Source organism: Paenibacillus sp. OK076, from assembly GCF_900110055.1.
GTDB lineage: Bacteria > Bacillota > Bacilli > Paenibacillales > Paenibacillaceae > Paenibacillus.
The window spans coordinates 12,891-34,565 of the sequence record NZ_FOCH01000007.1 but is presented as its reverse complement, the minus strand read 5'-3'; the positions used below and the strand labels follow the sequence as shown (position 1 = coordinate 34,565).

The 21,675-nt window shown below is 45.4% G+C and carries 23 protein-coding genes; 13 read left to right on the top strand and 10 right to left on the bottom strand.

Annotated features, from left to right (window positions below; translation table 11 throughout):
• Positions 1-281 precede the first annotated feature (281 nt).
• Positions 282-701: an ester cyclase gene (locus tag BMY78_RS29540; protein ID WP_090904798.1), complete on the top strand. Its 420-nt coding sequence runs from the start codon at positions 282-284 to the stop codon at positions 699-701.
• 69 nt (positions 702-770) lie between these two features.
• Positions 771-1,208 carry a phospholipase domain-containing protein gene (locus BMY78_RS29535; protein WP_090904797.1) on the top strand — a complete coding sequence of 146 codons (438 nt, stop codon included), beginning with the start codon at positions 771-773 and terminating at the stop codon, positions 1,206-1,208.
• A gap of 44 nt (positions 1,209-1,252) precedes the next feature.
• On the opposite strand, the gene BMY78_RS29530 is transcribed toward BMY78_RS29535, so the two are convergent.
• A complete protein-coding gene (locus BMY78_RS29530) occupies positions 1,253-2,011 on the bottom strand; it encodes a GNAT family N-acetyltransferase (protein WP_090904796.1) in 759 nt (252 codons plus the stop codon).
• Positions 2,012-2,173: 162 nt separating this feature from the next.
• Here BMY78_RS29530 and BMY78_RS29525 point away from each other — a divergent pair, with 162 nt between their 5' ends.
• Positions 2,174-2,836: a M48 family metallopeptidase gene (locus BMY78_RS29525; RefSeq protein WP_090904795.1), complete on the top strand. Its 663-nt coding sequence runs from the start codon at positions 2,174-2,176 to the stop codon at positions 2,834-2,836.
• A gap of 43 nt (positions 2,837-2,879) precedes the next feature.
• Positions 2,880-3,266: an iron chaperone gene (locus tag BMY78_RS29520; RefSeq protein ID WP_090904794.1), complete on the top strand. Its 387-nt coding sequence runs from the start codon at positions 2,880-2,882 to the stop codon at positions 3,264-3,266.
• Positions 3,267-3,498: 232 nt separating this feature from the next.
• On the opposite strand, the gene BMY78_RS32680 is transcribed toward BMY78_RS29520, so the two are convergent.
• The gene (locus tag BMY78_RS32680; protein WP_143067097.1) at positions 3,499-3,768 is read right to left on the bottom strand and encodes a hypothetical protein; all 270 of its coding nucleotides are present in this window, start codon (positions 3,766-3,768) and stop codon (positions 3,499-3,501) included.
• Positions 3,769-3,962: 194 nt separating this feature from the next.
• Between BMY78_RS32680 and BMY78_RS29515 the strand changes: the two genes are divergently transcribed.
• Complete coding sequence (locus tag BMY78_RS29515; protein ID WP_177185920.1) at positions 3,963-5,609, top strand: RNA polymerase sigma factor; 1,647 nt, start codon at positions 3,963-3,965, stop codon at positions 5,607-5,609.
• 389 nt (positions 5,610-5,998) lie between these two features.
• Here BMY78_RS29515 and BMY78_RS29510 read toward each other — a convergent pair whose 3' ends face one another.
• Positions 5,999-6,574 (bottom strand): dihydrofolate reductase family protein, encoded by a 576-nt coding sequence (locus BMY78_RS29510; protein ID WP_090904792.1) that lies wholly within the window; start codon positions 6,572-6,574, stop codon positions 5,999-6,001.
• Between the two features lie 245 nt (positions 6,575-6,819).
• On the opposite strand from BMY78_RS29510, the gene BMY78_RS29505 reads away from it, so the two are divergent.
• The 5 genes from BMY78_RS29505 (at position 6,820) to BMY78_RS32675 (ending at position 11,384) form a co-directional block, all read left to right on the top strand.
• Positions 6,820-8,403 carry a glycosyltransferase family 39 protein gene (locus BMY78_RS29505; RefSeq protein ID WP_090904791.1) on the top strand — a complete coding sequence of 528 codons (1,584 nt, stop codon included), beginning with the start codon at positions 6,820-6,822 and terminating at the stop codon, positions 8,401-8,403.
• Between the two features lie 5 nt (positions 8,404-8,408).
• On the top strand, positions 8,409-8,978 hold the full coding sequence (locus tag BMY78_RS29500; RefSeq protein WP_090904790.1) for a hypothetical protein: 570 nt from the start codon (positions 8,409-8,411) through the stop codon (positions 8,976-8,978).
• Between the two features lie 387 nt (positions 8,979-9,365).
• Positions 9,366-10,370 carry a phosphotransferase enzyme family protein gene (locus BMY78_RS29495; protein ID WP_090904789.1) on the top strand — a complete coding sequence of 335 codons (1,005 nt, stop codon included), beginning with the start codon at positions 9,366-9,368 and terminating at the stop codon, positions 10,368-10,370.
• Positions 10,371-10,580: 210 nt separating this feature from the next.
• Positions 10,581-11,111, top strand: coding sequence for an HAD family hydrolase (locus tag BMY78_RS29490; RefSeq protein WP_090904788.1), 531 nt, complete (start codon positions 10,581-10,583; stop codon positions 11,109-11,111).
• Positions 11,112-11,210: 99 nt separating this feature from the next.
• Positions 11,211-11,384 (top strand): GntR family transcriptional regulator, encoded by a 174-nt coding sequence (locus BMY78_RS32675; protein ID WP_256222516.1) that lies wholly within the window; start codon positions 11,211-11,213, stop codon positions 11,382-11,384.
• Positions 11,385-11,410: 26 nt separating this feature from the next.
• On the opposite strand, the gene BMY78_RS29485 is transcribed toward BMY78_RS32675, so the two are convergent.
• Together BMY78_RS29485 and BMY78_RS29480 are read right to left on the bottom strand one after the other, a co-directional pair.
• Positions 11,411-11,623, bottom strand: coding sequence for a DUF6366 family protein (locus BMY78_RS29485; RefSeq protein WP_090904787.1), 213 nt, complete (start codon positions 11,621-11,623; stop codon positions 11,411-11,413).
• Between the two features lie 119 nt (positions 11,624-11,742).
• Positions 11,743-12,312 carry a hypothetical protein gene (locus BMY78_RS29480; protein ID WP_143067096.1) on the bottom strand — a complete coding sequence of 190 codons (570 nt, stop codon included), beginning with the start codon at positions 12,310-12,312 and terminating at the stop codon, positions 11,743-11,745.
• A 293-nt stretch (positions 12,313-12,605) separates the two neighbouring features.
• Between BMY78_RS29480 and BMY78_RS29475 the strand changes: the two genes are divergently transcribed.
• The 3 genes from BMY78_RS29475 to BMY78_RS29465 all read left to right on the top strand — a co-directional run bounded on the left by BMY78_RS29475 (position 12,606) and on the right by BMY78_RS29465 (position 14,317).
• Positions 12,606-13,085, top strand: coding sequence for a GyrI-like domain-containing protein (locus tag BMY78_RS29475; protein WP_090904785.1), 480 nt, complete (start codon positions 12,606-12,608; stop codon positions 13,083-13,085).
• Positions 13,086-13,424: 339 nt separating this feature from the next.
• The gene (locus tag BMY78_RS29470) at positions 13,425-13,874 is read left to right on the top strand and encodes a hypothetical protein (protein ID WP_090904784.1); all 450 of its coding nucleotides are present in this window, start codon (positions 13,425-13,427) and stop codon (positions 13,872-13,874) included.
• The gene (locus tag BMY78_RS29465; RefSeq protein WP_090904783.1) at positions 13,871-14,317 is read left to right on the top strand and encodes a hypothetical protein; all 447 of its coding nucleotides are present in this window, start codon (positions 13,871-13,873) and stop codon (positions 14,315-14,317) included. Before BMY78_RS29470 ends, BMY78_RS29465 begins: the two co-directional genes overlap by 4 nt.
• A gap of 254 nt (positions 14,318-14,571) precedes the next feature.
• Here BMY78_RS29465 and BMY78_RS29455 read toward each other — a convergent pair whose 3' ends face one another.
• The 5 genes from BMY78_RS29455 to BMY78_RS29435 form a co-directional block, all read right to left on the bottom strand.
• The gene (locus BMY78_RS29455) at positions 14,572-15,783 is read right to left on the bottom strand and encodes an alginate O-acetyltransferase AlgX-related protein (protein WP_090904781.1); all 1,212 of its coding nucleotides are present in this window, start codon (positions 15,781-15,783) and stop codon (positions 14,572-14,574) included.
• 39 nt (positions 15,784-15,822) lie between these two features.
• Positions 15,823-17,244 carry an MBOAT family O-acyltransferase gene (locus tag BMY78_RS29450; RefSeq protein WP_090904780.1) on the bottom strand — a complete coding sequence of 474 codons (1,422 nt, stop codon included), beginning with the start codon at positions 17,242-17,244 and terminating at the stop codon, positions 15,823-15,825.
• Between the two features lie 117 nt (positions 17,245-17,361).
• Positions 17,362-18,513: a hypothetical protein gene (locus tag BMY78_RS29445; protein WP_090904779.1), complete on the bottom strand. Its 1,152-nt coding sequence runs from the start codon at positions 18,511-18,513 to the stop codon at positions 17,362-17,364.
• A gap of 17 nt (positions 18,514-18,530) precedes the next feature.
• Positions 18,531-20,810: a glycosyltransferase gene (locus BMY78_RS29440; RefSeq protein WP_090904778.1), complete on the bottom strand. Its 2,280-nt coding sequence runs from the start codon at positions 20,808-20,810 to the stop codon at positions 18,531-18,533.
• A 388-nt stretch (positions 20,811-21,198) separates the two neighbouring features.
• Positions 21,199-21,603, bottom strand: coding sequence for a CBS domain-containing protein (locus BMY78_RS29435; RefSeq protein ID WP_090904777.1), 405 nt, complete (start codon positions 21,601-21,603; stop codon positions 21,199-21,201).
• Between the last annotated feature and the right edge of the window lie 72 nt (positions 21,604-21,675).

Here is a 21,675-nt window from a genome sequence, read left to right as displayed (position 1 = left end):
CTAATTTCAAAAATAATTTCTCAACACCGAAGATTATCATTTCTGGTTAAAAACTATTTTCAAACCTCTTATCAGCAAGACCTCCTATTAATTCCCTAATGTCTTTTGCTAGTCTATGGTCATATAGACTTATTGTCAAGATATGTAATGGTATATTATGACTATATACAATAGAGTGATAATCGTGTATTAGAGTTAGTTAAAATGATCTTTGCGAGAGAGTGAGAATTGTTGAGACTTCTGGTACAATGCATGATAAAACGAAAAATGGAGTGGATCGGATGACGCCAGAACAGATTGTCAGGACCTTTTTTGAAGAAGTGCGCTCGGGTCGCAATCTTGATTATGCCAATACACTGATGGCCGAGCAGGTACTGGCTCACCAGGTAATCTCGGAAGAGGAAGTGACAGTCACAAGAACGCCCTCCGTCTATGCGGATCATGTGAGGGAAATGATGGAGGCGTACGGAGATTTTTCGATGCAGATTCAGGAGTTGCTTGCACAGGGAGATAAAGTATATGTACGCTGGAGACAAGTGGGTACTCATGTTGGAGAAGTGGATGGATATGCGCCGACCAATCTTCCCGTGATTGAAATAGCGAGTGCGGTATATCGAGTGGAGAATGAGAGAATTGCAGAATACTGGATTCAGATTGACAGGCTGGGGATCGAAAAACAATTGGAGCGCAATCAGAGCTGAGAACCAGCTCTTTCACAGGAGAGATTTCTTAAACTGTATAATTCAGATATAACAGGTAGAGGTGACATCATGAAACACATAAAAATGGCAATGGCTGTTCTGGCCGCCACCGCCATTATTACTACAGTAATAACAACAGCATTAATGAATAATGAAACTGTTGTCACTACTTCTACCCCATCCACATTATCAGTAATTAATAATGAGGATCTCGCAGGCACTGCGACTACAAAACAGTTTAATATCCCGGAGGGATTTGAATGTGTGAAAGTGAGCTTTAAAAATACCGGTTCGAAAGCGTTCACGTTCACGATTAACCAAGAATCTACTGCTGGAATCGCAAAAATGTCTTATACTGTCCCAGCAGATGGAAAAGAGCATACGTATTGGAGTGACCAAGCTTGGTCAAGGGGCTTGTTTTATGTGAGCGTGTCTTCTGCACAAGGGATGTCCGGCAGATTGAGTGTGCTTCTGGGTAAGGACTTCAATGAACTGAAAAGTTTATAGATTATAAAACCATTAGCTAGCTAGTGGAGTGATTACAGAAAAGCCTAAGCTTTCTTGACCCTATACCAGTATGAATAGATTTCGGAGAATCCAAGTTTGGCATACAGTTTTAATGCGGGAGCATTATTAGCAACGACTTGCAGGTAACTGGAGGTAGCACCATTCTCTTTTCCCCAATGCAACAGATGAAGGATCATCTGCTCGGCCAATCCCCGATTCCGGAAGTTAGCGTCCGTAATGATGTCATACAATCCAATATAACCTCGTTCCACCACACCGAATCCACACGCAACGACTTGTCCGTCGATGAACAGCGAGATGAAACCTGTGCGCGTACGGATGTTGTTTAACATTTGTTTCATCGTTCCCCGATACAGATCATTTACCTGATTCAGTCTGCAAAAGTGATCCAACCACTCTCCGGTTAACTGTTCGTCCATTTTTACATCAGCGTGCTCGGGCTCCTTAATGGTTTCCAGGCTTCGAGTCTGGACCCGGCTCAGATCCACAACATCATACCCTTTTTCATGCAAAAGCTGGTCGAGATGCTCCGGCTGGATAAACGGCGTAATTTTGAATATGGTACTTAACTGATTGGAAGCGTAAATTCGCTCACATTGCTCGATCTTTTCATGCACATCTTGGGTAGAGTAGTGGATAGGTTGAATGGAGTTGGCGCGCTTCGTAAATCCCTCTGAAAAACGCAGTACCCATCCGTCAAAAAGCAAGGTGGATAAGGGCTGCCAATGGTTGAGGGATAGTTCCTCAATCGTTTTGTATTCCGAATTCGATCTAAGGGTCATATCTATCCTCCTATCTTATGATTTTATAATAATACATATTAATGAATAAAAATTCAATATAAGATATATATTGTTGCGAAACATTATGCATAGAGTTACTGAATGGGTTACAATCTGAATGAATAAATTGAAATTGAAATATCGGAAGAAGTGGAGCAGGTTATGCTAACTATTGAAATAAACAATCACATCATTAACTGTCATATTGAATATGGGAAACGGAAGAAAGCTTCCATTACGATGGATTTACCCTATATGGTCACAATCAAGGCTCCCAATGGTACTAGCGAAGACATGATCCGGCAGCTAGTTGCGCAGCATGGGGACGTTATTTTGACGAAATCAGCTCTGATGCAGCAGGCGTTGGATGGTCCTCAAGCGAAAGAATATGAAGAGGAGGGCAAAGGGAAGTTTCTGCTCTTTGGCAAAGAACATGCGCTGCATGAGTTAATTGACGTAGAGGGACGTTCGGAAGAGGATTTGCGTGCGAATCTGAAGAAGTTTTATTTTGCGGAGTGTAAAAGAATGATCGGTGAGCGTATCGGCCGTTACCAGCAGGAGTTGAAGGTGAAGCCGAAGTCTGTGGATATCGTGGAATCGGCGACCAAGTGGGGAAGCTGTAGTTGGGATAAAAAGCTGACGTTTAACTACCGCTTGGCGATGGCTCCACTAGAGGTGATTGATTACGTGATCATTCATGAGTTATGCCATATCCATCATATGAATCATGATCGTTCGTTCTGGCGCCGTGTGGGCAGTATTATGCCTGATTACAAAGCCAAAGAGGATTATCTGATGCGAAATGGCCGAGCCATGACCTTGTGAAAAATATGCGTACCACGAATGGACGTGGTGGAAGGAGTTCAAGATGTCAGAGAGTACCTCTTTTGATGTGCTGGTAGATGAATATATCTCGCAATTTCCTTCGGATGTACAGGTCAAATTACAAGCATTAAGACAGATTATTCGCGATTCCGCTCCCAATGCCGTGGAGAAGATCAGTTACAAGATGCCAACATATGCAGAGCACGGGAACTTGGTTCATTTTGCAGCGTACTCTAAGCATATCGGATTTTACCCGGGTGCCAGTGGGATCGAAGCGTTTAAGGAAGAACTCTCACGGTATAAAGGAGCCAAAGGATCAGTGCAGTTTCCGTTGGATCAACCATTGCCAGAAGAATTGATCCGCCGGATCGTGGAATTTCGGGTGCAGGAAAATGTGAAGAAGGCTCAGGAAAAGAAGCAAAAGAAGTAGTTAATGGTACCGTAAATATATGCATGAATATAAGAGAATGTACGATGATTAACACGGTTTATATGTGACTTCAAAGATTTGAGTATGGTATAATTAGAGCAGATTAGACGTAAAATGCAAAGAGAGCCGTGCTGGTAACACGACTCTTTGAGCAATAGCCGCTTTTAAGGGCGGTGGGCTTCGCTTAGAAAGATGATCAGAAATAGACCGCATCCTTTTGCGAGGGGGCGGTCTATTTGCGTTTATCGGACAGAATAGCAACGATGAGCAATGCTGTTAAAGGTTTTTGTCCAGAATCATTTGGTATCCCTATAATTTCCACAGTTAGATTTATAGAGTCAGGCAGATTAACTTGATCTATATTCTCAAATCCGACAAAGTAATAATGCTGTTCGTCTAATTCTATTAAGCCTCCATCTGTCGAGCCAGAGGATGAAATTAAATTTCCGTCATTATAAAGCTTACAAGAAACATTATACTCATTCAAACTGAATCCATTCACTTCATACCCGACCTTTATGTGTCCTTCCGTGTATTCAGCATTTCGTAAATTAATAGTGCCTCAGATGTTTGTAATTATACATGTATGAAGGAATCCGGTAGGACGCCCAAATTTTTTGAAATAATCCCAACCTTTATTTCGCCTGGCACACTATATAATTGTCAGGAATTACAGATGCAACTATGGAGGCAAAAATGGATCCAATTAGTAAAAACGGAAAAGAAGCGGCGGAAGCGATTCGGAGCTATGTCAAACCGATTTTCGGTTTTGCGTTAAACCGGGTCAAGCAGCGGGCCGAGGCGGAGGATCTGGCTCAGGAGATTATGCTGCAGTTGTTGAAATCCTTCTCCGGGGTGCGGGACATTAGAAGCCTTGACGCTTACGTCTGGACGGTTGCCCGATACACTTGGGTGAATTGGTTGAAAAAGAGGGCGCACGCTCCCCAAGCGATCGAAATCAACGGCATGTCCGAACTGTCTGCCGCCCCTTCCCGGGAGCCGCTTGACCGGCTGCTGGTAACCGAAGCTTACCGCGAGCTGCGCCGAGAAGTCGCGTTTCTGTCCGATATCCATCGCCGGATCGTGGTCATGCATTACTACGACGAGGTTAAAATCGGCGATATCGCGATTGCTCTGAACATTCCTGTCAACACGGTGAAGTGGCATTTGAGCGAGGCTAAAAAGAAGTTACGGAAAGGGATGAAACGTATGCGTGCAACAGGAACTTTAAGTGTCAATCCGGTCAGCATGGGGGAAATGGGCCATTCCGGTTCGGCCGGCAGACTGGGCGAAACCAACGATTTTCTTGGACGCGCCTTGGCGCAAAATATCGTTTACGCGGCTTATCACAAGGCGCGTACCGTACATCAAATCGCGGAGGAGCTCGGAATGCCGCCGTCTTTGCTGGAAGGTGAAGTCCGGCACCTGGCCGATTACAATTTTCTCATCCAAACCTCTCCCGGCAAATATCAAAGCAATACCATCGTCTGGGACCTCTTCGAGTTGGCCGTAGCCGGTCATCAATTCTGGCAAGATTGCGCCGCCGAAGTGGCCGATGTTCATTTTGACGCGTTAATGGAAGTTCGCCGGCAAGTTGAGGATAGCGGAGTGTACGTTCCGGACGGCGACTATAACTTCCTGCTCTGGACCTTGCTGCCCAAGAACGTCGAAGAGCAATCTTGGCGGAGCATGCCTGCGGGCGAAAACTTCGATGCGGTCGCACCAATAAGAAAGGACGGAGGTCAGTATATTGCCTATGCGGCGTTAAACCGGAGCCACTATGCCGATCCGGGTTTTGATTTGAGTAGTTACGTCACCTTCGGTCCGTCGCTCCGCTACGTCGAAGACACTCCCTTATACTTGTGGCAATTCAATACGTACTGGAGCGACCGCCAGATGGATTGGCGTTTCCTGGAATACCGGAATGTCGAGATTTGTCATGCGTTCCAACAAGGGGAACTGCCCGACAACGAAGAGAACGCCGAGCAATATTCGTTCCTGCTGGAGAAGGGGTACATCCGCAAGACGAAGGAGGGGTACAAGTTCAATGCGGTTTGGATTGACTCTCCGCAAACGTTGGATCGGTTGAACAAAGCAATGCCGGATTTGTCCGCTCTTTATGCGCCTGCTGTCGGCAAGCTCTACGACAAAATGCTCAACCTGTTCCTGCAAAATCAGCCTAAGCATTTGGAGCCGCAGCTTGCTTACATGGTGAGAGGCAACACCGGAGGAGGTCGGCTGGTCGCTTATATTTTGAAGCATTTGATCGATAACGGGAAGTTGAAACCGCCGTTGCCGCACCAGCAGAAGACGATTTCGACCTGGATGGGGCCGGTAAGGTAAGGCGGTTCGGAAATGTATACGAAGAATAGTCGTTCCCTGGCGGTGGCCATTTTTACACAAAATTCTGTCTATCCAACGAAGTGATTAGGACATCTCTATTTCACAAGGCCCCCTCCTTAACGTATGGAAATGATTAAAAACTACCCATGACGCATGTGCGTCATGGGTAGTTTTTAATCGCAATCGTATCTGCCAGAGTTCTCCTTTAACCTTACGATTTTTAATTTTTCTTGTCCGCAACCAACCGTGAGAGGCCAGATGCTCCACTACTCAGCAGATCTATTCAACTAACCTGCCCGTTAGTTGAATAAAAGCAGCCGATCACGTTGATCAGCTGCTTTCTTGGTCTTATTGAGCTTTCTTTTAGCGTAATCACCTTAGTGACAAGGTCATCTTACCGTCTGGTAAACGAGGCCTATGGCTCCAGAATCAAAGGTCTTGTTTTCGATTAGCTTAAGATTGATCTTCTCCTTGATGCCTTGGAATAGCGGCAATCCCTTACCGATCAGCACGGGAGAAACCGTAATTTTATACTCATCAATTAAATCAAGCTGCATAAGGTGGTGTGCGAACCTGGGACTGCCGAGGATGACCATATCGTTGCCTGGCTGCTGTTTGAGGTTATTGATCTCTTCCTCGATATTTTCTTTCACGAGTCTTGAATTATTCCAATCAACGGTATCCAGCGTCGTGGAAAAAACAATTTTGGCTGTCTTTTCGATCCACTCGGCATGATTCCGCTCATGTTCCGAAGCTGATGGGTTCGAAGGCACAGATGGCCAGTAACTGTGCATCATCTGATATGTCCCACGCCCCCAAATGACAGTGTCGGCAGTACTCAGAATTTCTTTCGCATGTTTCTCCAAATCAGCATCGTAGGCAACCCAGCCAATGTCCATTGCACCATCCGGCCCTTCTACAAAACCGTCAAGCGATGCGTGAAGAAATAGAACGAGTTTTCTCATTTTCAGTTCTCCTTTGTGCATAAGGGATATCTAACTTTACAGTTACTACATTTTGCCCTAATTCAACTTGAATTGATTCTTATGGATTGGCACGATCCGACCAACATATTTTTCTTATTCGATGAGGTATCCTCAGATTCCTTGTTGTCTTAATGAGCATTCTTAAGCACAATCTGAATTCAGGCTTTTTTCAGGTAGAGGCATTATACTATTCCCGAATCCTGTACTGGAAAAGGAGTTTTGGCATGTCTAAGGTGATCCATAAGTCGCTTTATCTCATTTTGCTTGTTTTTGTCGGCGTATTTATCGTTTCGTCCCTGTTTGTCCGGGCGCAGTACAACTACACCTTGTATGGGGATAATCCGATTCTGGGCATGCAGCAGTGGAGTATTTTTATCCCGGTGATTGCTTTGCTTCTAGGAGCGGGTATCGGATTGTACCGCCTTTGTCTGAAGCTGAACAAATACAGCCCAAAGGTTGTCATTCCGGTGGTGCTGCTATGCTCTCTGGCCATTCAAATTATCATTATCTTCGTGTTTCCACGAGTGCCTACGGATGATTCACAGACCGTGCTTTCACTCGCGATGAACATGCTCTACGATCAGGATTATTCTTCGTTCGAAACGGGCGGATATCTGCACATGTTCCCGTTTAACTTTTCCACCGTCTTGTATCTAAAAACATTGCTGTACCTGTTCCCGGATAATTATCTGGTGATTAAGCTGTTCAATATTTTGTTTGCAACGGTAACGACATTAATGATTTATCTCATTTATAAACAGTTAAATCATAAGTCCACGGAACGTGATTACGGAGTTCTGATCTTTGCAGCGACGTATCTGCCATCCCTGTTTCTGAACAACCTGATCTATAACGATGTCATTGCTACGGCATTTCTGACGTCTTGTTTATACTTCTTGATTCGGTTTATACGTGAAAAGTCTTGGCAGACGATCGTCACTGCCGCCATTTTGCTTGCGATTGGCAACTACTTTCGAAGCATTGGTGTGATTTTTCTGATTGCTGCTATATTAACCATTCTGCTGAATATGCGAAGTATTGGATTCAAGAAAATGATTGCCTCCATCTTCGTGCTGGCTATGTTGTTTAACGTCCCAGGGTGGACTCAGAATGCGGTCTTGAAATCTTCAGGTGCTGTAAGTGAGCCTGTTGGGGAAAATTCGGCACCGGTCTATATGTGGTTGAACATGGGTATTAATCTGGAACGATTCGGCTTCTGGGACAACATGGAGAGCTACCAGATCTATCAAAGAGAAGCCAATTATAACAAAGCTGAAAGTACAGAACTGTACAAACAGGAGATTGAACGCAAGCTGTCGGAAGCGAGCTTAAGTGACTTGGCCCAGATGTATTACAAAAAGATCATTTGGACCTGGACCGAAGGTACCTACCAAATGGATCGATATGGCATTGGCAACGAAAGCTCCACGGGTATGGGAGGAGGAAGAGGTGGCGGAATTGCCGGCTCCTACAGTTATACCAATGCGGTAACAGACTTATTCAAGGGAGATTCCGTCTACCGGACGGGGGTGCTTTGGATCGTTTATGTGATGAATTTCATGATGTACTGTTTTATTTTCATTCGCTTGGTCGGTGGATTTCGTGGAAAGCGGTATGACGAAGTCTCTTTGATTCTGGTTATTCTGGGATTTATCGGGTTCTATATTCTGTGGGAGATTAAATCGAGGTATATTTACCCCGTATATCCGCTGCTGGTTGTATTGTCGTACATGGGATTCAAAGATGCGTATAACTTCATGTTTCATAGAAAACTCGGCTGGGAACGTTCTTCCCTGAGAAAAGGGTGATCTGTATGCGAAAAAATAGTTATCTCACAGCGGCTATACTCTCGTTGTTGACCTGCTCAGTTTTGCTCTCTGCTTGTGATGTTATTACTGCCCAGAACATTACGAATACCGGTTCTGCCCAAGGCATGAATGGTGGTGGCCCGGGCATGAACGGAGGAACACAGAGGGGCGTAGGGCAAGGAATGAATGGCAGAACAGGCGGTCAGGACGAAATGCGGGGGATGATGAATGCCGATCTTACAGGCAGAGTGATCTCTGCCACAGGAAGTACAGTCACGATCTCGTTGCTTGAGGTGCAGGACAACTCATCCACAGACTCCACGAATGGAAATGGAAGACAACCAGGTGCCTCTAGAGGCGGAAGCATGGATATGAAAGATACGGGCATCGAAATGAAATTGAACATCAGTGGGGATGTGGATATCACGGAAGGTATGGGCATGGGTGCCCCAGGTAACAACCAAAACGCTAATTCATCTATTCAGGTGTCTGATCTGAAAGAGGGAGATGTCGTTAGGGTTTGGTATAAGGAGAACACCGAGACCGTAGAACGAATGGTTGTTACACAGTCTTGATATTCGTTGCCGATAATCATCTAATGGAGTATTATGGAAATAACTTGTTTTTCGGAAGGAGTGAGCGTCATGAAACGACGGGCTAAGATGATGCAAAGTGTGACTACAACAATTAAGGTGATTACGAACTGAATAGATCCGGCAGAGCAACGGACACATGGCGAAGCATATGGAGTTTGCTAATGTGATGATCTGAAATCTGCCGACATATAGGGATATAACTGCTCATTTTCCTGGTACGCACGAGGTTTATTTGCTTATGCAAGTAAACCCGTGTATCTAGAATTTTTAAAGCCGCAGGCATAGCCTGCGGCTTTTTGCGCGCAAAAATAGGATTCGGAACGCTTAAAGCGTTCTATATTAAACGACCACTAAGGAGATATGCCCATGTTAAAACTTAAATATTTATTCCATAATAACGATCTCGCCGAGATGATTTTGAAAAACTGGAGTTATGATCCGGAGTCACTGGACATGTTCCGGTATTATCGTATATCCTCCAATGCCGTGTACCCGTTCCGGAATCAAGGAAAGGTTCACTTACTTCGTTTTGCCCCTGTAGAGGAGAAAAATCAAACCAATCTTGCAGCGGAGCTGGAGTTCCTGACCTATCTTAAACTAACCCAATATGGTGCCATGGAAGCTGTACCTTCTCATGCGGGAAAAGAGCTAGTAGAGGCACATACGCCTTGGGGAACGTATTATGCCTCCGTATTCAAACGAGTTCCTGGTAACCAGATGGGCAGTATCGATTTAAATGACCAGATCGTGCACAGCTTGGGTGAGGCATTGGGTAAGCTGCATCGTTTATCCCGTGAATACACACCCAAACAGGCAAAACGCTGGACGTATACCGATGTACTGGATTGGATGAAGGACGTTCTGGGGGAGTTCCCTGGCGAGAATGCGGCGCTCAATGAGGTGGAAGTTCTCCGGAATTATTTTGTAAATTGGCCCGTTACACAGCAGAACTTCGGGTTAATTCATTATGATTTTGAACTGGATAATGTCTTCTATGACGAGGAGAGTCATTCCTGTTACGCCATTGACTTCGATGACGCCATGTACCACTGGTACGCAATGGATGTGGAGCAGAGTCTGGATAGTTTACGGGATGAAATTCAGCCGGATGAATGGGAGCAGAAGAAGCGAATATTCTTGCAAGGGTATTGGAAGGAAGCAGGAGACGCCTATGATATGGAGTCGATGTTTCTGGCATGTCGTCGTTTTGCCAATCTGTACGGTTATGTACGTGTGCTTCGATCTGGGGAAGAACAATGGGCAAATGAGCCGGAGTGGATGAGTGGATTAAGAGCAAGGCTGGATAAAGCGATGACAGTGAAAGCAAAGCAGTTTGGTCAGCAGCAGCCCCTCCAACTACCGGCTAAATGATCCTCATTACTTTTTCGGTCAAGATGATTAAGCTTAAATCAGGCATCTGCATATGCACAACGAAATATTGATTGATTTTTTATTCGTCTCCATTGTAACATTAGATTAAGCGCTATACCTTTTATTAAAACATCAATGTTGGATTACATGGTCAAGTGGAAACCGGCAATTCGTTTCACCAATTAAATGAAGAGGATGGTCATAACGAACATGGACGACAAAAAGTTAATTATCTTTTTTGACAGCGGCGATACCATTGTTGATGAATCGACCGAGTTACGGGACGAAGAGGGAATTGTTCTGAGTGCGGATTTGATTCCGGGTGCGGATATCACGATTCAGAAGCTTCATGAAAGAGGGTACACGCTGGCCCTGGTTGCTGACGGCGATGCACAATCCTTCAAGAACGTATTTAATCAGCATGGACTTCATGATTATTTTACCGCAATGATTATTTCGGAAAACATTAAAGCCAGCAAGCCAAGCCCGCGGATGTTTAAGGCAGCCATTGGTGCCCTTGATTTGTCCGAAGGGGATTTTTCAAGAACAGTGATGATTGGCAATAACCTGAGTCGTGATATGAAGGGAGCCAACGCACTTGGCATCACCAGCATCTTTCAGAGCTGGACGCCACGTTATCCCCATGAGCCGGTGGATGAGACAGAACGTCCGACTCACACAGTCGGTGAACCGCTGGAGCTGCTTGAACTTATTGAACGGCTAAATGCCGAAGTCAAATAAATAAAATGTTTGCTTGTATGCCCGTGAGCAGAAGGATAGAATGTCATTCAACCTTCTGCTCACGGGTTATTTTACTTTTTTACATGAGAAAATGATAGAATGATCGTAAAATCCGGAACTGGGGTAGGTGTTCTTATGGAGGAACCACATCGGAAACCGTTGTTGTACTTGCAAACTGCCGATTTGGTGATGGAAGAAATCCGTAACCGGAAATTGCGGCCACATGATCCCGTGCCATCAGAAGGCGAGCTCGCCAAGGAGTTCTTCAAGTAGGGAAGAATGCTTATTTATCCCTATATTTAGGATACTAATTTATAGATTACATACCCTATTACCAATAATATAATGAGGATTCCAGTGCCTTTCCATCCCAAACTACCAACTAAATCTGCGAAGCTTCCAAATTGAGCACGATTTATGCCATCACCAAACGTACCCATAGGGTTTCCTTTTAATTCTTCTTGTCTCAAACGTTCTCTTTTTTCTTCGGGTGTTTCTTCTCGAAAATCCATGTAACCACCCCTGAGATTTGATTTTTTGGTAGACAGAACCTATATTCAAAAAGAGCACAGGTGATCCGAAGTAAGTCAGGAACGCTTTGTGCTCTTGTTGTATTCAAATGATGTAGGAGTTATGGTTCGATACTAAGATCGAAATTGGGTTCACACATATAGTCGATCGGGTAGAGATCGTCTCTCGCCGAGATTAATGCACGAAGGTGAAGGTAGCGATGATGAGGCTGTTCCACAACACCACCGACAGAATAGGGGACAAGTTCAGCTACGACGAAAACATCCTCTGCATGGTTACATTTGAAGATCACGTTGTTCGGGTTACACACTTCTTCCATATAACTGTAGGTCATGACATGGAAGGAACGACCTTTCCAATTCGTCTTAATCACTTTATAGGACTGCGTCCGCACAAGATCTAGGTAACGCTCCAGTGAAAAGGTATGCTCGAACTGGGTGATGTACCCCTTTTTATCCACATCAATCGTAAATTCCACATCATAGCTTACGTGAAACTCTTCCTTGTACGTTCCCTTCATCATCTTCATCGCATCAAAGTATGATCCGAATTCGGGATCTTCCATATAGGGAATGGCAATGAGTTCAGCGTTAATGTGATGAGTAACCTCGCTGTTGCTGGAAACACCCGTGTTAAACTTGGTAGGTTGAAAATCAATTGACCCAATCATGCTCCCGGGGAAACCGGGACTGCAACTTATTCGCATAGTCATCTCCTTCGTTGTTAGTTAATCATTAGACGATAGAATGAAAGTAAAGTTGCATCAGAATAAGGAAATTGAGGCTGGATATGAATGAACCTATTTCCAATCGTCTTGCTCTTTTGATACAGTATCTATAGTAAAACCAGGGAGGATATATTGTATATGGAAAAATCACTTCAAGAACTGAAGCATAATGCGTGCGCGGAGGCACGTTTCGATCAGATACTAATAATTCGTTCATTCTGAAAGGAGCCCGTTCCATGAATGTGAAAGATAACTTGATTGAACAGCAGTCCTTAACTTTCGTAGGCATTAAAAGAACATTCTCTTGTGTGGATGGCGAGAATTTGAGAGAGATTCCAAAGATGTGGCAGGAAGCTTTGGCAGACGGAATAGAAGATCGTTTAAACGAGTTTAATAACGGGGCCGTGTCCGGTTTGGTAGGCATTTGTATAGATCAGAGGGAATTACACAGCGATCAAATGGAATATTGGATTGCGACTTCACACTCCGGGGAAGTGCCTGAGGGTTTGTTTTCAATAGAGATTCCCGCGTCCCACTGGATGGTGTTTGAAGCCGATGAATTGGCTCCAGAAGAGATACAGCGGTTGTGGAAGTATATTATGAGCGAATGGTTCGGAGCCACCCCTTACAAGCATGCGGGAATTCCGGAACTTGAGGTATACAGAGGTCAAGGTCTTCCTCCTCAAGTATGGATACCTGTTAAACCTTTTTCGTGATTTAACGGATAACCGGCCAGGTTATATCGTTATATAGGTAAAGGTAAACGATATCAATTGAACTAAACTTTTACACGATAACGGAGAGGACAGAAATAACCTGAAGAGCGGAGCTAAAAGCTTTCTGAAAGAAAGCTGCATCGGAAGCATAGGCTTCGCCTTTATCCCCGGATTTTCCCCTTTAAAAAAGGGAATCCAAAAAATCTGGGGATAACAGCGATCGGAAGATTGTTCTGTCATCGGAGTGGCACGTGTAAATAATCTTTAGTTCGATTTATATTGTACCAGAGGGTTTACTCATCATGGCTGCATCATGTTCGATTCATTAGGAGGCTTAATATGTTATCCAATAAAGTGATTGATTATTGTCAAAATCAGGGCTGGTGGCATGAAGATGTGCCGGCAGAGTATGAAGAAGCTTTACGTAAACTGGGTATTGATCTTGCATCTGATTTTGCACATTTTTATTTGCATGCTGATGATGGTCCGACCTTTTACAGTAGACATCAGGAGATCTATCAGATCTGCTGGGTGATGGAAAACACCGTATATTTGGAGGACATGACGGTGGCTCAACTCACGTTAGGATTGCCAGAAGCCTACATCCCGCTGGACAGCTTTGAGGGCGAGGGCGGGTTCTTTTATAATCGCCAAACGGGAGACGTGGCTCTGGTGGAGCTTGGTGAATCAATTGAACGTTTCCTGAGCGGTGAAAGTACACCGCAATGGGCAAGCTTCAATAACTTTCTGGAATGGTATTTCGAACTGGAGGAGGAGGTTACGGAGTGAAAGATTTGACGCCGGAGCATCCCGAACTGGAGAGACAAATTATCGAAACGGTAGAAGCAGGCAATGTTCTGGATGAAACGCAGCAACATGAGCAAGCCCTGATCTATTATGATCAGGCTTGGGGGATGCTGCCCGAGCCGAAGACGGACTGGGAATTGGCAAGCTGGATCGCTTCCTGTCACGTGAATACACATATGGACCTAGAGCAGTACGCGCTGGCGAAGCCGTGGGCTGAAATAGCACTGCAAACGCGAGGTTCGGATATTAATACCGGCCCGTGGATTGAATTGGGTATAGTCTGCATGAGGCTAGAGCAGCATGATGAGGCTTTTGCTAATTTGGACCTGGCGTATGCATATGGCAAGGAAAGAGCGTTTCAAGGCAGCCCGCGTGACGTTTTGCAATATTATAAGGAACAAAAGGCGAAGCGTGAACGAAACTGATTCTATTTCTATTGGATTACAAAAAGAAAAGGATACCCTGTCTGCCAGATCATTGGCTGTGGGGTACCCTTTTCTTGTGTTTGACTACAAGATCATACCGGAACGGAGGGGGGCAGAAAGAATCTGGAGAAGCGAAGCGTTCACCTTTATCACCGGATTTCTCCCTAATAAAAAGGGATAAAAGAAATCTGGGGATAACAGTGATCGGAAGATTGTTCTGCCACTGTAGTGGTAAAGTATGATCCTTCACCGAGTTAATCTTTCGATCCGTAAGGGAAAAATTCATCCACGAGATCCTGCGGCGATATGGATACAAAGACGTGATCCAGGTCGGTTTTGCTGGCGAAATCCATGATGTCTCCCGTATAATACCGCGGATCAATCAGGTAAATCTCGGACACGACGGTCGACAGGAAGGAGATCATCGGCACTGCGAGAGAGTCCTTGATGAACAATACCTTGAGTCCATTCGAGTTGTCTTTGTTCACCACATGAACGATTCCCTGATTTCCGTACAGGTACGTAAAGTACTTGTCAGCGGTTAGATCATAGGTAGCTCCTTGCACATTCAGCGGATAGGTCGTGAGCAGAGCATCCTCAAAGCGGCCGTTCAATGTGGCTTCCGTCTCGCCGGTTTTGAAGTAGAAGGAATAGTCTGTTTTGAACTTCGGATAAATCAGGTCAAAGTCATCGTCACCCGCAAAGTATTTCCCGGCTTTTCGACCCTGTGATCCAATGAAAATATCCTGATACGGAACCACATTATAGTTATTTAAGTCCGTGAAATAATGATCCGGGTCCAGCGGTTTGTTGTACATGCCGTCCAGATGATTCACCAGCTGGCCAAAGGCCCAGAATGCAGTCTTGATTTTCCAGTGGTGATCCGTGGTGAAAAAGAGATCCTTTGCCGGAATACCGTTTTCCAATAGACCTTCGCGCAGATCCACCGTATCGATGCCATCCTGCTTGAGATTGGCCAGAAAGCCATCGGCTGTTTCGTTGTTATAATTGTAAGGAATGCCTTCCGGGAACTGTGTATACCCACGAACGTATTTGTCTGGTGTCATTACATAAGTCAGCTTTGTTTTGGGGTCCAAATGTGCTCCGAGCGCAGCAACCCGATTCGAAAGATCTTTCGTATCCGTCGGCCCTGTGGCGAAGTAGGTATAGTGCAGCTTGCCCTCCATGTCTTTTACGACTTCGAAGTTGTTCTCCTCGTTCTTCCACATGAGTGACTGCATATATCCATACGCTTCCACGAAGCCGAATTTATCGAAGACATGTTCATTAATGTCGTCGTCCAGTTCGTGAATCAGTTCTTTGGCTTCAGAATAATGGAAGTCCGCTGAGGCCAGTGTCTTTTGGATCGGCCCGAAGGACTGAATGATGTTCAGAACAGAGAATGTCACGAGCACGAGAATGAAGAGGAAAGCCGTGATTCTCTTTTTGGCAAAAAAGTTGTGCATGCTTGTGCCTTCTCTCAGAGAGTTAGTTTATAAATTGACTCAGAAATTGAAATAAATAAACGGGTTGTATGTACCTTTGACCAGATACGATACACACACCAGGAATAACACGATGATCGTAACTGGATATACCAGTTCCAGTGGTTTGCTGAAACGTGCGCCGTCGACCATCAGTTTGTTCATTCGCGTGGCAATCGGCATGCAGAACAGAATGCCCAGAATGAAGAAGAGCGCGTATTCCTTCAGGAACATCCAAGTCGTATCACTCCAGAACCCATTACCGTACAGTCCAAACATGTTGCCCAGATAGTTGCCAGCTTGTATTAGATCTGGTGAACGGAAGATCACCCACCCGATGACCACAATGAACATGGCATAGAGATGCCGCAGCGGGTTAAAGCGGGTTCCTTTATCAAAGTTAGAGATTTTCTCCAGCGCAATGAATGCGAAGTTAATCAATCCCCAGACTACAAATGTCCACTCCGCACCATGCCACACACCAGTCAGTCCCCAGACAATGAGCAGATTGCGAATCATTTTATCCTTGTTGGTGACACGTGATCCCCCGAGCGGGAAATAGACATATTCCTTAAACCAGGTACCGAGCGAGATATGCCAGCGGCGCCAAAATTCAGTGATGGACCGGGAGATATACGGATATCTGAAGTTCTCTTCGAACTTGAACCCGAACATGAGGGCGAGACCAATGGCCATATCGGAGTATCCTGAGAAATCAAAATAAATCTGCAACGTATAGGCGATGGCTCCAAGCCATGCCAGACTCGCCGGAATATCCGAGGTGCCACCCATGCTAAAGATGTGATCGGCGACAATTGCCATGCTGTTGGATAACAGCACCTTTTTACCCAGGCCCACAATGAAGCGGCAGCAGCCCAGTGCGAACTTGTCCCAACTTTCCTTACGGTTGACCATTTGATCTGCAATTGTGTTATAGCGCAGAATCGGTCCGGCAACGAGCTGAGGGAAGAAAGAGATATACAGCGCCACATAAAAGAGATTTTTTTGCACGGCACCATGTCCGCGATACACGTCGATGACGTAGGAAATTCCGTGGAAGGTGAAGAACGAGATGCCTAGCGGTAACGCAATATTCGGGATATTTAAGCCAAAGCCGGTATTTTCATTCACAATACGCAGTGCAAAAGCCATGTATTTAAAGACGAACAGCATACCCAGATTGACGATAAGCATCAACGTAATGATGGTGTACGCGGTATTCCTTCGTTCCCTGAACTTGTCCACAAGCAGGGCGAAAATATAGTTGAAACAGATGGAGGCCAGCATGATGAGGACAAACCACGGTTCACCCCATGCATAGAAGAACAGGCTGGCAACCAGCAGCAGCATGTTTTTGGCCGTAACCGAGAATCTCAGTATGTAATACAGCCCCAGCACAAGCGGCAGAAAATAAAATAGAAAGATTACACTGGAAAAGAGCACTGCCTTTCCTCCTTGAGCATCATATAAGGGTGCACGTTGTATCTATGGATGCAACATGCTCAAGCAAAACAGGCAGACACCCGCATCTAAGGAGGCGAGTTGGTCTGCAAGGGTCATTTACATACGAAAAGGACGCCGTGCTTGTCGATCTTCCCGGGAACGCCGTTTTATGGCGCCATGGGCAATCCGTTGTCTTCTCCACATCCAGTAGAGGACGAGTCCATGGATTCCGGCAGCGGTTAACAAGAGTCGAATAAACCATCCCACCGATGTTTTCATCAGTGGGTCCGCTGGGCTGAGTACCTTGGTAACTTCAGATGGGTCAGGAATAGAACGTGGCGTCCCGTCTTTCTCCTGAACATTCATGGCCGAAGAGCGATCCAGCATGACAGTCTTTGTTAGGTTCCATTTGTTATTCACAAGTGCACGTATGGTGGCCTGCTCAGCATCGACTTCGGTATGAAGCGTCAGCAGTCCATTCGGTGTAATGGATACTCCCTGTACGGGGGTGTCGAGCTGGAATTGTACATCGTGCTTTTCTTCTGAGGAGGATTCAACAGCGTATTGGGCAATGGATTCCCCGGCTACAGGCTTTACCACACGTTCGTCACCAGTCATATGCAAGGTGGTGAGCCCGTTCTCCACCACAGCTTGCTTTTTGGACAACGGCTTGATGTTGCCGATGCGGAAGCTCAGTTTGGCATTTTCGGGAGTTGTAGTTGTAATTCCCCAGCCAATGACTTTACCCAAGCTCACCCGACCTGCCGTGTTGGCCTTGTCCTGGACCATCAGGCTGGAAAAGGGGATGCGGATCTGTCCGACAAATCCCGGTTCCAAAGCAATCTGGCCGGAAACCGGGCGAATCAGTTCGGCATGTCCGGTTGATTTCTCGACTACGATGACGTTTCGATCATCAGACACAGTAAGGGAGGTTTTATCCGCTCGGGTCAGTACGATATTAAGAGGCAATTTTTGCTCCGATTCATTGCGGATGGAGAAGGTCAAAGCCCCATAGCCTGACCAGTCTCGATTCTGCAGCTCATAGACGTAGGCCGAATAGTATCCTTTTTGGAGCCCCTGCGTGGAGGTCTTAATCTGGATACTACCTTTGTTATCAACGCTGGCGTCTACCCTGGCTCCGTTGTTCCATTCATGGAGTTTATTCTCATTCACCTTAAGCTGCTCTGCCTGAACAGCCTGAATGGGATATACGTTCCATAACACAACAAGACTGGCGACAAGCGTCAGTTGTTTCCACTTCTTGATCATGCTTTCTTGCCTCCGCTCTATAGATAAGCCATCTCGTTCAGTTCGTCTGGAGAGATGTTGTTCTTGCCCTGGGATGCAGGGCCTGTTTTACCCAACTGAATATGTTCCTTATTCCACTGTTTCAGCAGAGCTTCCAAGGTTGGCATCTGATGGTTGCGAGCAATATCACGAATATTGGTCACATGGTACAAATTGCCTCGTTTGTTACGCAGGGACTGTACCCACACGCATTTCAGTGAGATGTCCTCGCTAAGCGGAAGTTGGATCTCATTGGCCAAATCATGAGGCTCCATCTCCACCAGGACGAATTCATAGTTGAAATCCAGCAATGTCACGGTTCCATGATCTGCCGTTGGCAATTCGCGATTTAGCGCAATTCGTGCCAGCTTCCGGTTGGACATGAACTCACTCTGACCCCGACGTACAAAATTCAGGCGAATATCTTCAAATGTACTGATATCCTTGTCCAGCTTCTGAGGCAGTGTAGGTTCGCGATCATAGATGATGTGCAGCAGCTGGCGCTGCTCTTGTTCCGTGATATCCTTAACCGTAAAAGCATATTTCCAACGGTTCCCGATCGAAGCGACATGTGCCACCTTGCCTGTAAACTCGCTTGAATATCGATCATTTACCAGTTTAATGCCAATCTCTGTATCACTTGGAATGTACTTCGGTGTATCAAGCATGACGGAAATACCGCCTTCCGAGAGATCGTGAGTGATGCAGGAGATCGTCTCCCCTTCCGTTGTGAGCGTGCAATCCACGGCAGCCATTGAGCGCTCATGATTGCGGAATACTTTGCGTCCAGCCAGGAAGAAGATCGACATCATGATGTTGTAGAAATTAATCAATAACCAGTACAGCACAACGAGGAAACCAATCGTTCCCTGACTGAATGTCCAGTGGATGCAATTCACGATTCCGATAATGGACAGAACCGCCAGAATCAGATGAGGAATCATCTGTTTAATCTGATAGTTCCGATCATCATTTTGCGCACCGTCTTTGCGAGTAACGACAAATTTGTTCATCGTGATGCCCAGTGTTTCCAGAATGACGGCTGGCAGAAGGGAAGGGAACAGAATAGTCTCATATACATTGGTCCATTTGGTGGTCCGAATATTGCCGGATAACATCCTCAGACAGGTGTTGGTCAACAGATACATCGGCAACCAGAACACGAGAATTTCCAGAATGGTACATTTCACAACCAGAACGCCGAACACGGCAAACAGTATGGGTGACATGATGTACAGCAGTCGTTTTAACCCGGAGTACCAGTAGGTAATGGAAGAAATGTAGTTTAGTTTTTGGGCAAAGCTAAGTCCTTTCTTGAAAAGAAGGTTCATCTTTTTGCCTGTCTGGATACAACCGCGCGCCCAGCGCTGACGTTGTTTGATCAGACTTTTCAGATCACCGGGAGCAAGTCCGGAGGCTAGTACTTTATTGGTGGCGAAGCAGCGATACCCTTTGCTCTGCATTTCAATACCCGTAGCAAAATCCTCTGTAATGGAACCGGTGTAGAAACCGCCGACGTCTTCCAGTGCCTGTCTGGAGAGTACCGTATTTGTTCCACCATAGATGACAGAGTTGGACTTGTTGCGTCCCACTTGTACGTCCCGATAGAAATAATCCTGTTCATTCGGTATCCGGTTCTCGGAGTACAGATTGTACTGGAACTGATCGGGATTATAGAAACTCTGTGGTGTCTGTACGAAACCAATTTTTTCTCCGGTCAGAAAGTAGGGAACGCACGACGTCAGAAAATCATGTTTTGGAATCATGTCTGCATCAAAGGTGACGATTAGCGGGGAGGACGTATGCTTCATGGCATTGTTCAGGTTACCCGCCTTGGCGTGTACATGCTCCGTTCGCGTAAGGTAGTTAATGCCCAGGTGTGCAGCCAGTTCCCGCATCTCGGGACGATTGGAGTCATCACACAGATGGATATGTACTTTGGAGCGATCAGGATAATCCATGTTCAGACAGCCATTAATCGTTTTGAACAGAAGTGAAGTGGGTTCATTATAAGTTGCGATAAATACATCCACATCCGGATATAGGGCTTCGTCAACAACGGGAAGTTCGGGATATTCGAGCCGGGTCATATTGTAAAAATGGACGGCCAGTTCGAACATACCTATTAGTTCGACAATGAGGAGGGCAAGACCTGCCGTCACGGCGAGAGGGCCATGTCCGAAAGGAATGGTGAAGAATGTACGCCAAATGACGTAAATACAAGACATAATCACTGTAGCCGTGACAAGTATCTTGTTGCGTGTACTTAAGTAGTTCAAGTGAATACCTCTTCCTGATTTTTCTGAGTAGTGCCGCCTATCGGAATAAAAAGAATGTGATCATTGTACTAAACGATTCTGAACAAATTCTGAAAAATGAGATAGGACCTCGAAAAATATAGAGCCATCGGTTCCATTTTTGATGGTTAATTTTGTCGTATCGTAATAATTATTGTAGTTATATGTCGAAATTTGCGCAATATGTTTATTTATTTTTCCGCATATCTGAAAGTGGGGCTTGGATGTTATCTGAAAACACAAAGATGACGAGCCCAAGGTTCTAATATCATTAAGTTAAATAACTTAATGACATTGCCCCAAGGACTCGTCATTTCTGTTTTAGCCTTTTGCCCATGTAATCAGCAAAAGGCATATATTCATTTCAAATTTAGTCGGAGATGTTGCGCGTATAATACTCAATAATATCCTTGCGACGGATAATCCCGAGGAAGACACGGTCCACATCCACCACAGGCACGAAGTTTTGGTCTGCTGCCAACGTCAGCATATCCTCCATTTCTGCCTTAATAAAGACACATTCATTATATACACGGTTGTCGATCTCATGCACCTGGACCTGATCCATCGTCTCAAACGTCAGTCCGGGGGTGTTCCGCATTTTCCATAACAAATCGCCTTCGGACAGGGTGGCAACATATTTTCCATCCTGGTCAATCACGGGAATGGCGGTATAATGCTGCAATTCAAGCTGCTCGATCGCATCTTTCATGGAAGCGGAAGACTTGATATAGGCCACTTCGGCTTTGGGGAGTAAAAAATAGCTGATTTCCATCATCGGGCTCCTTTACTGTAATCTCGCTCTCCTTATTTAAACATATTATGTGAGCTTTCGGCTATTTTTAAT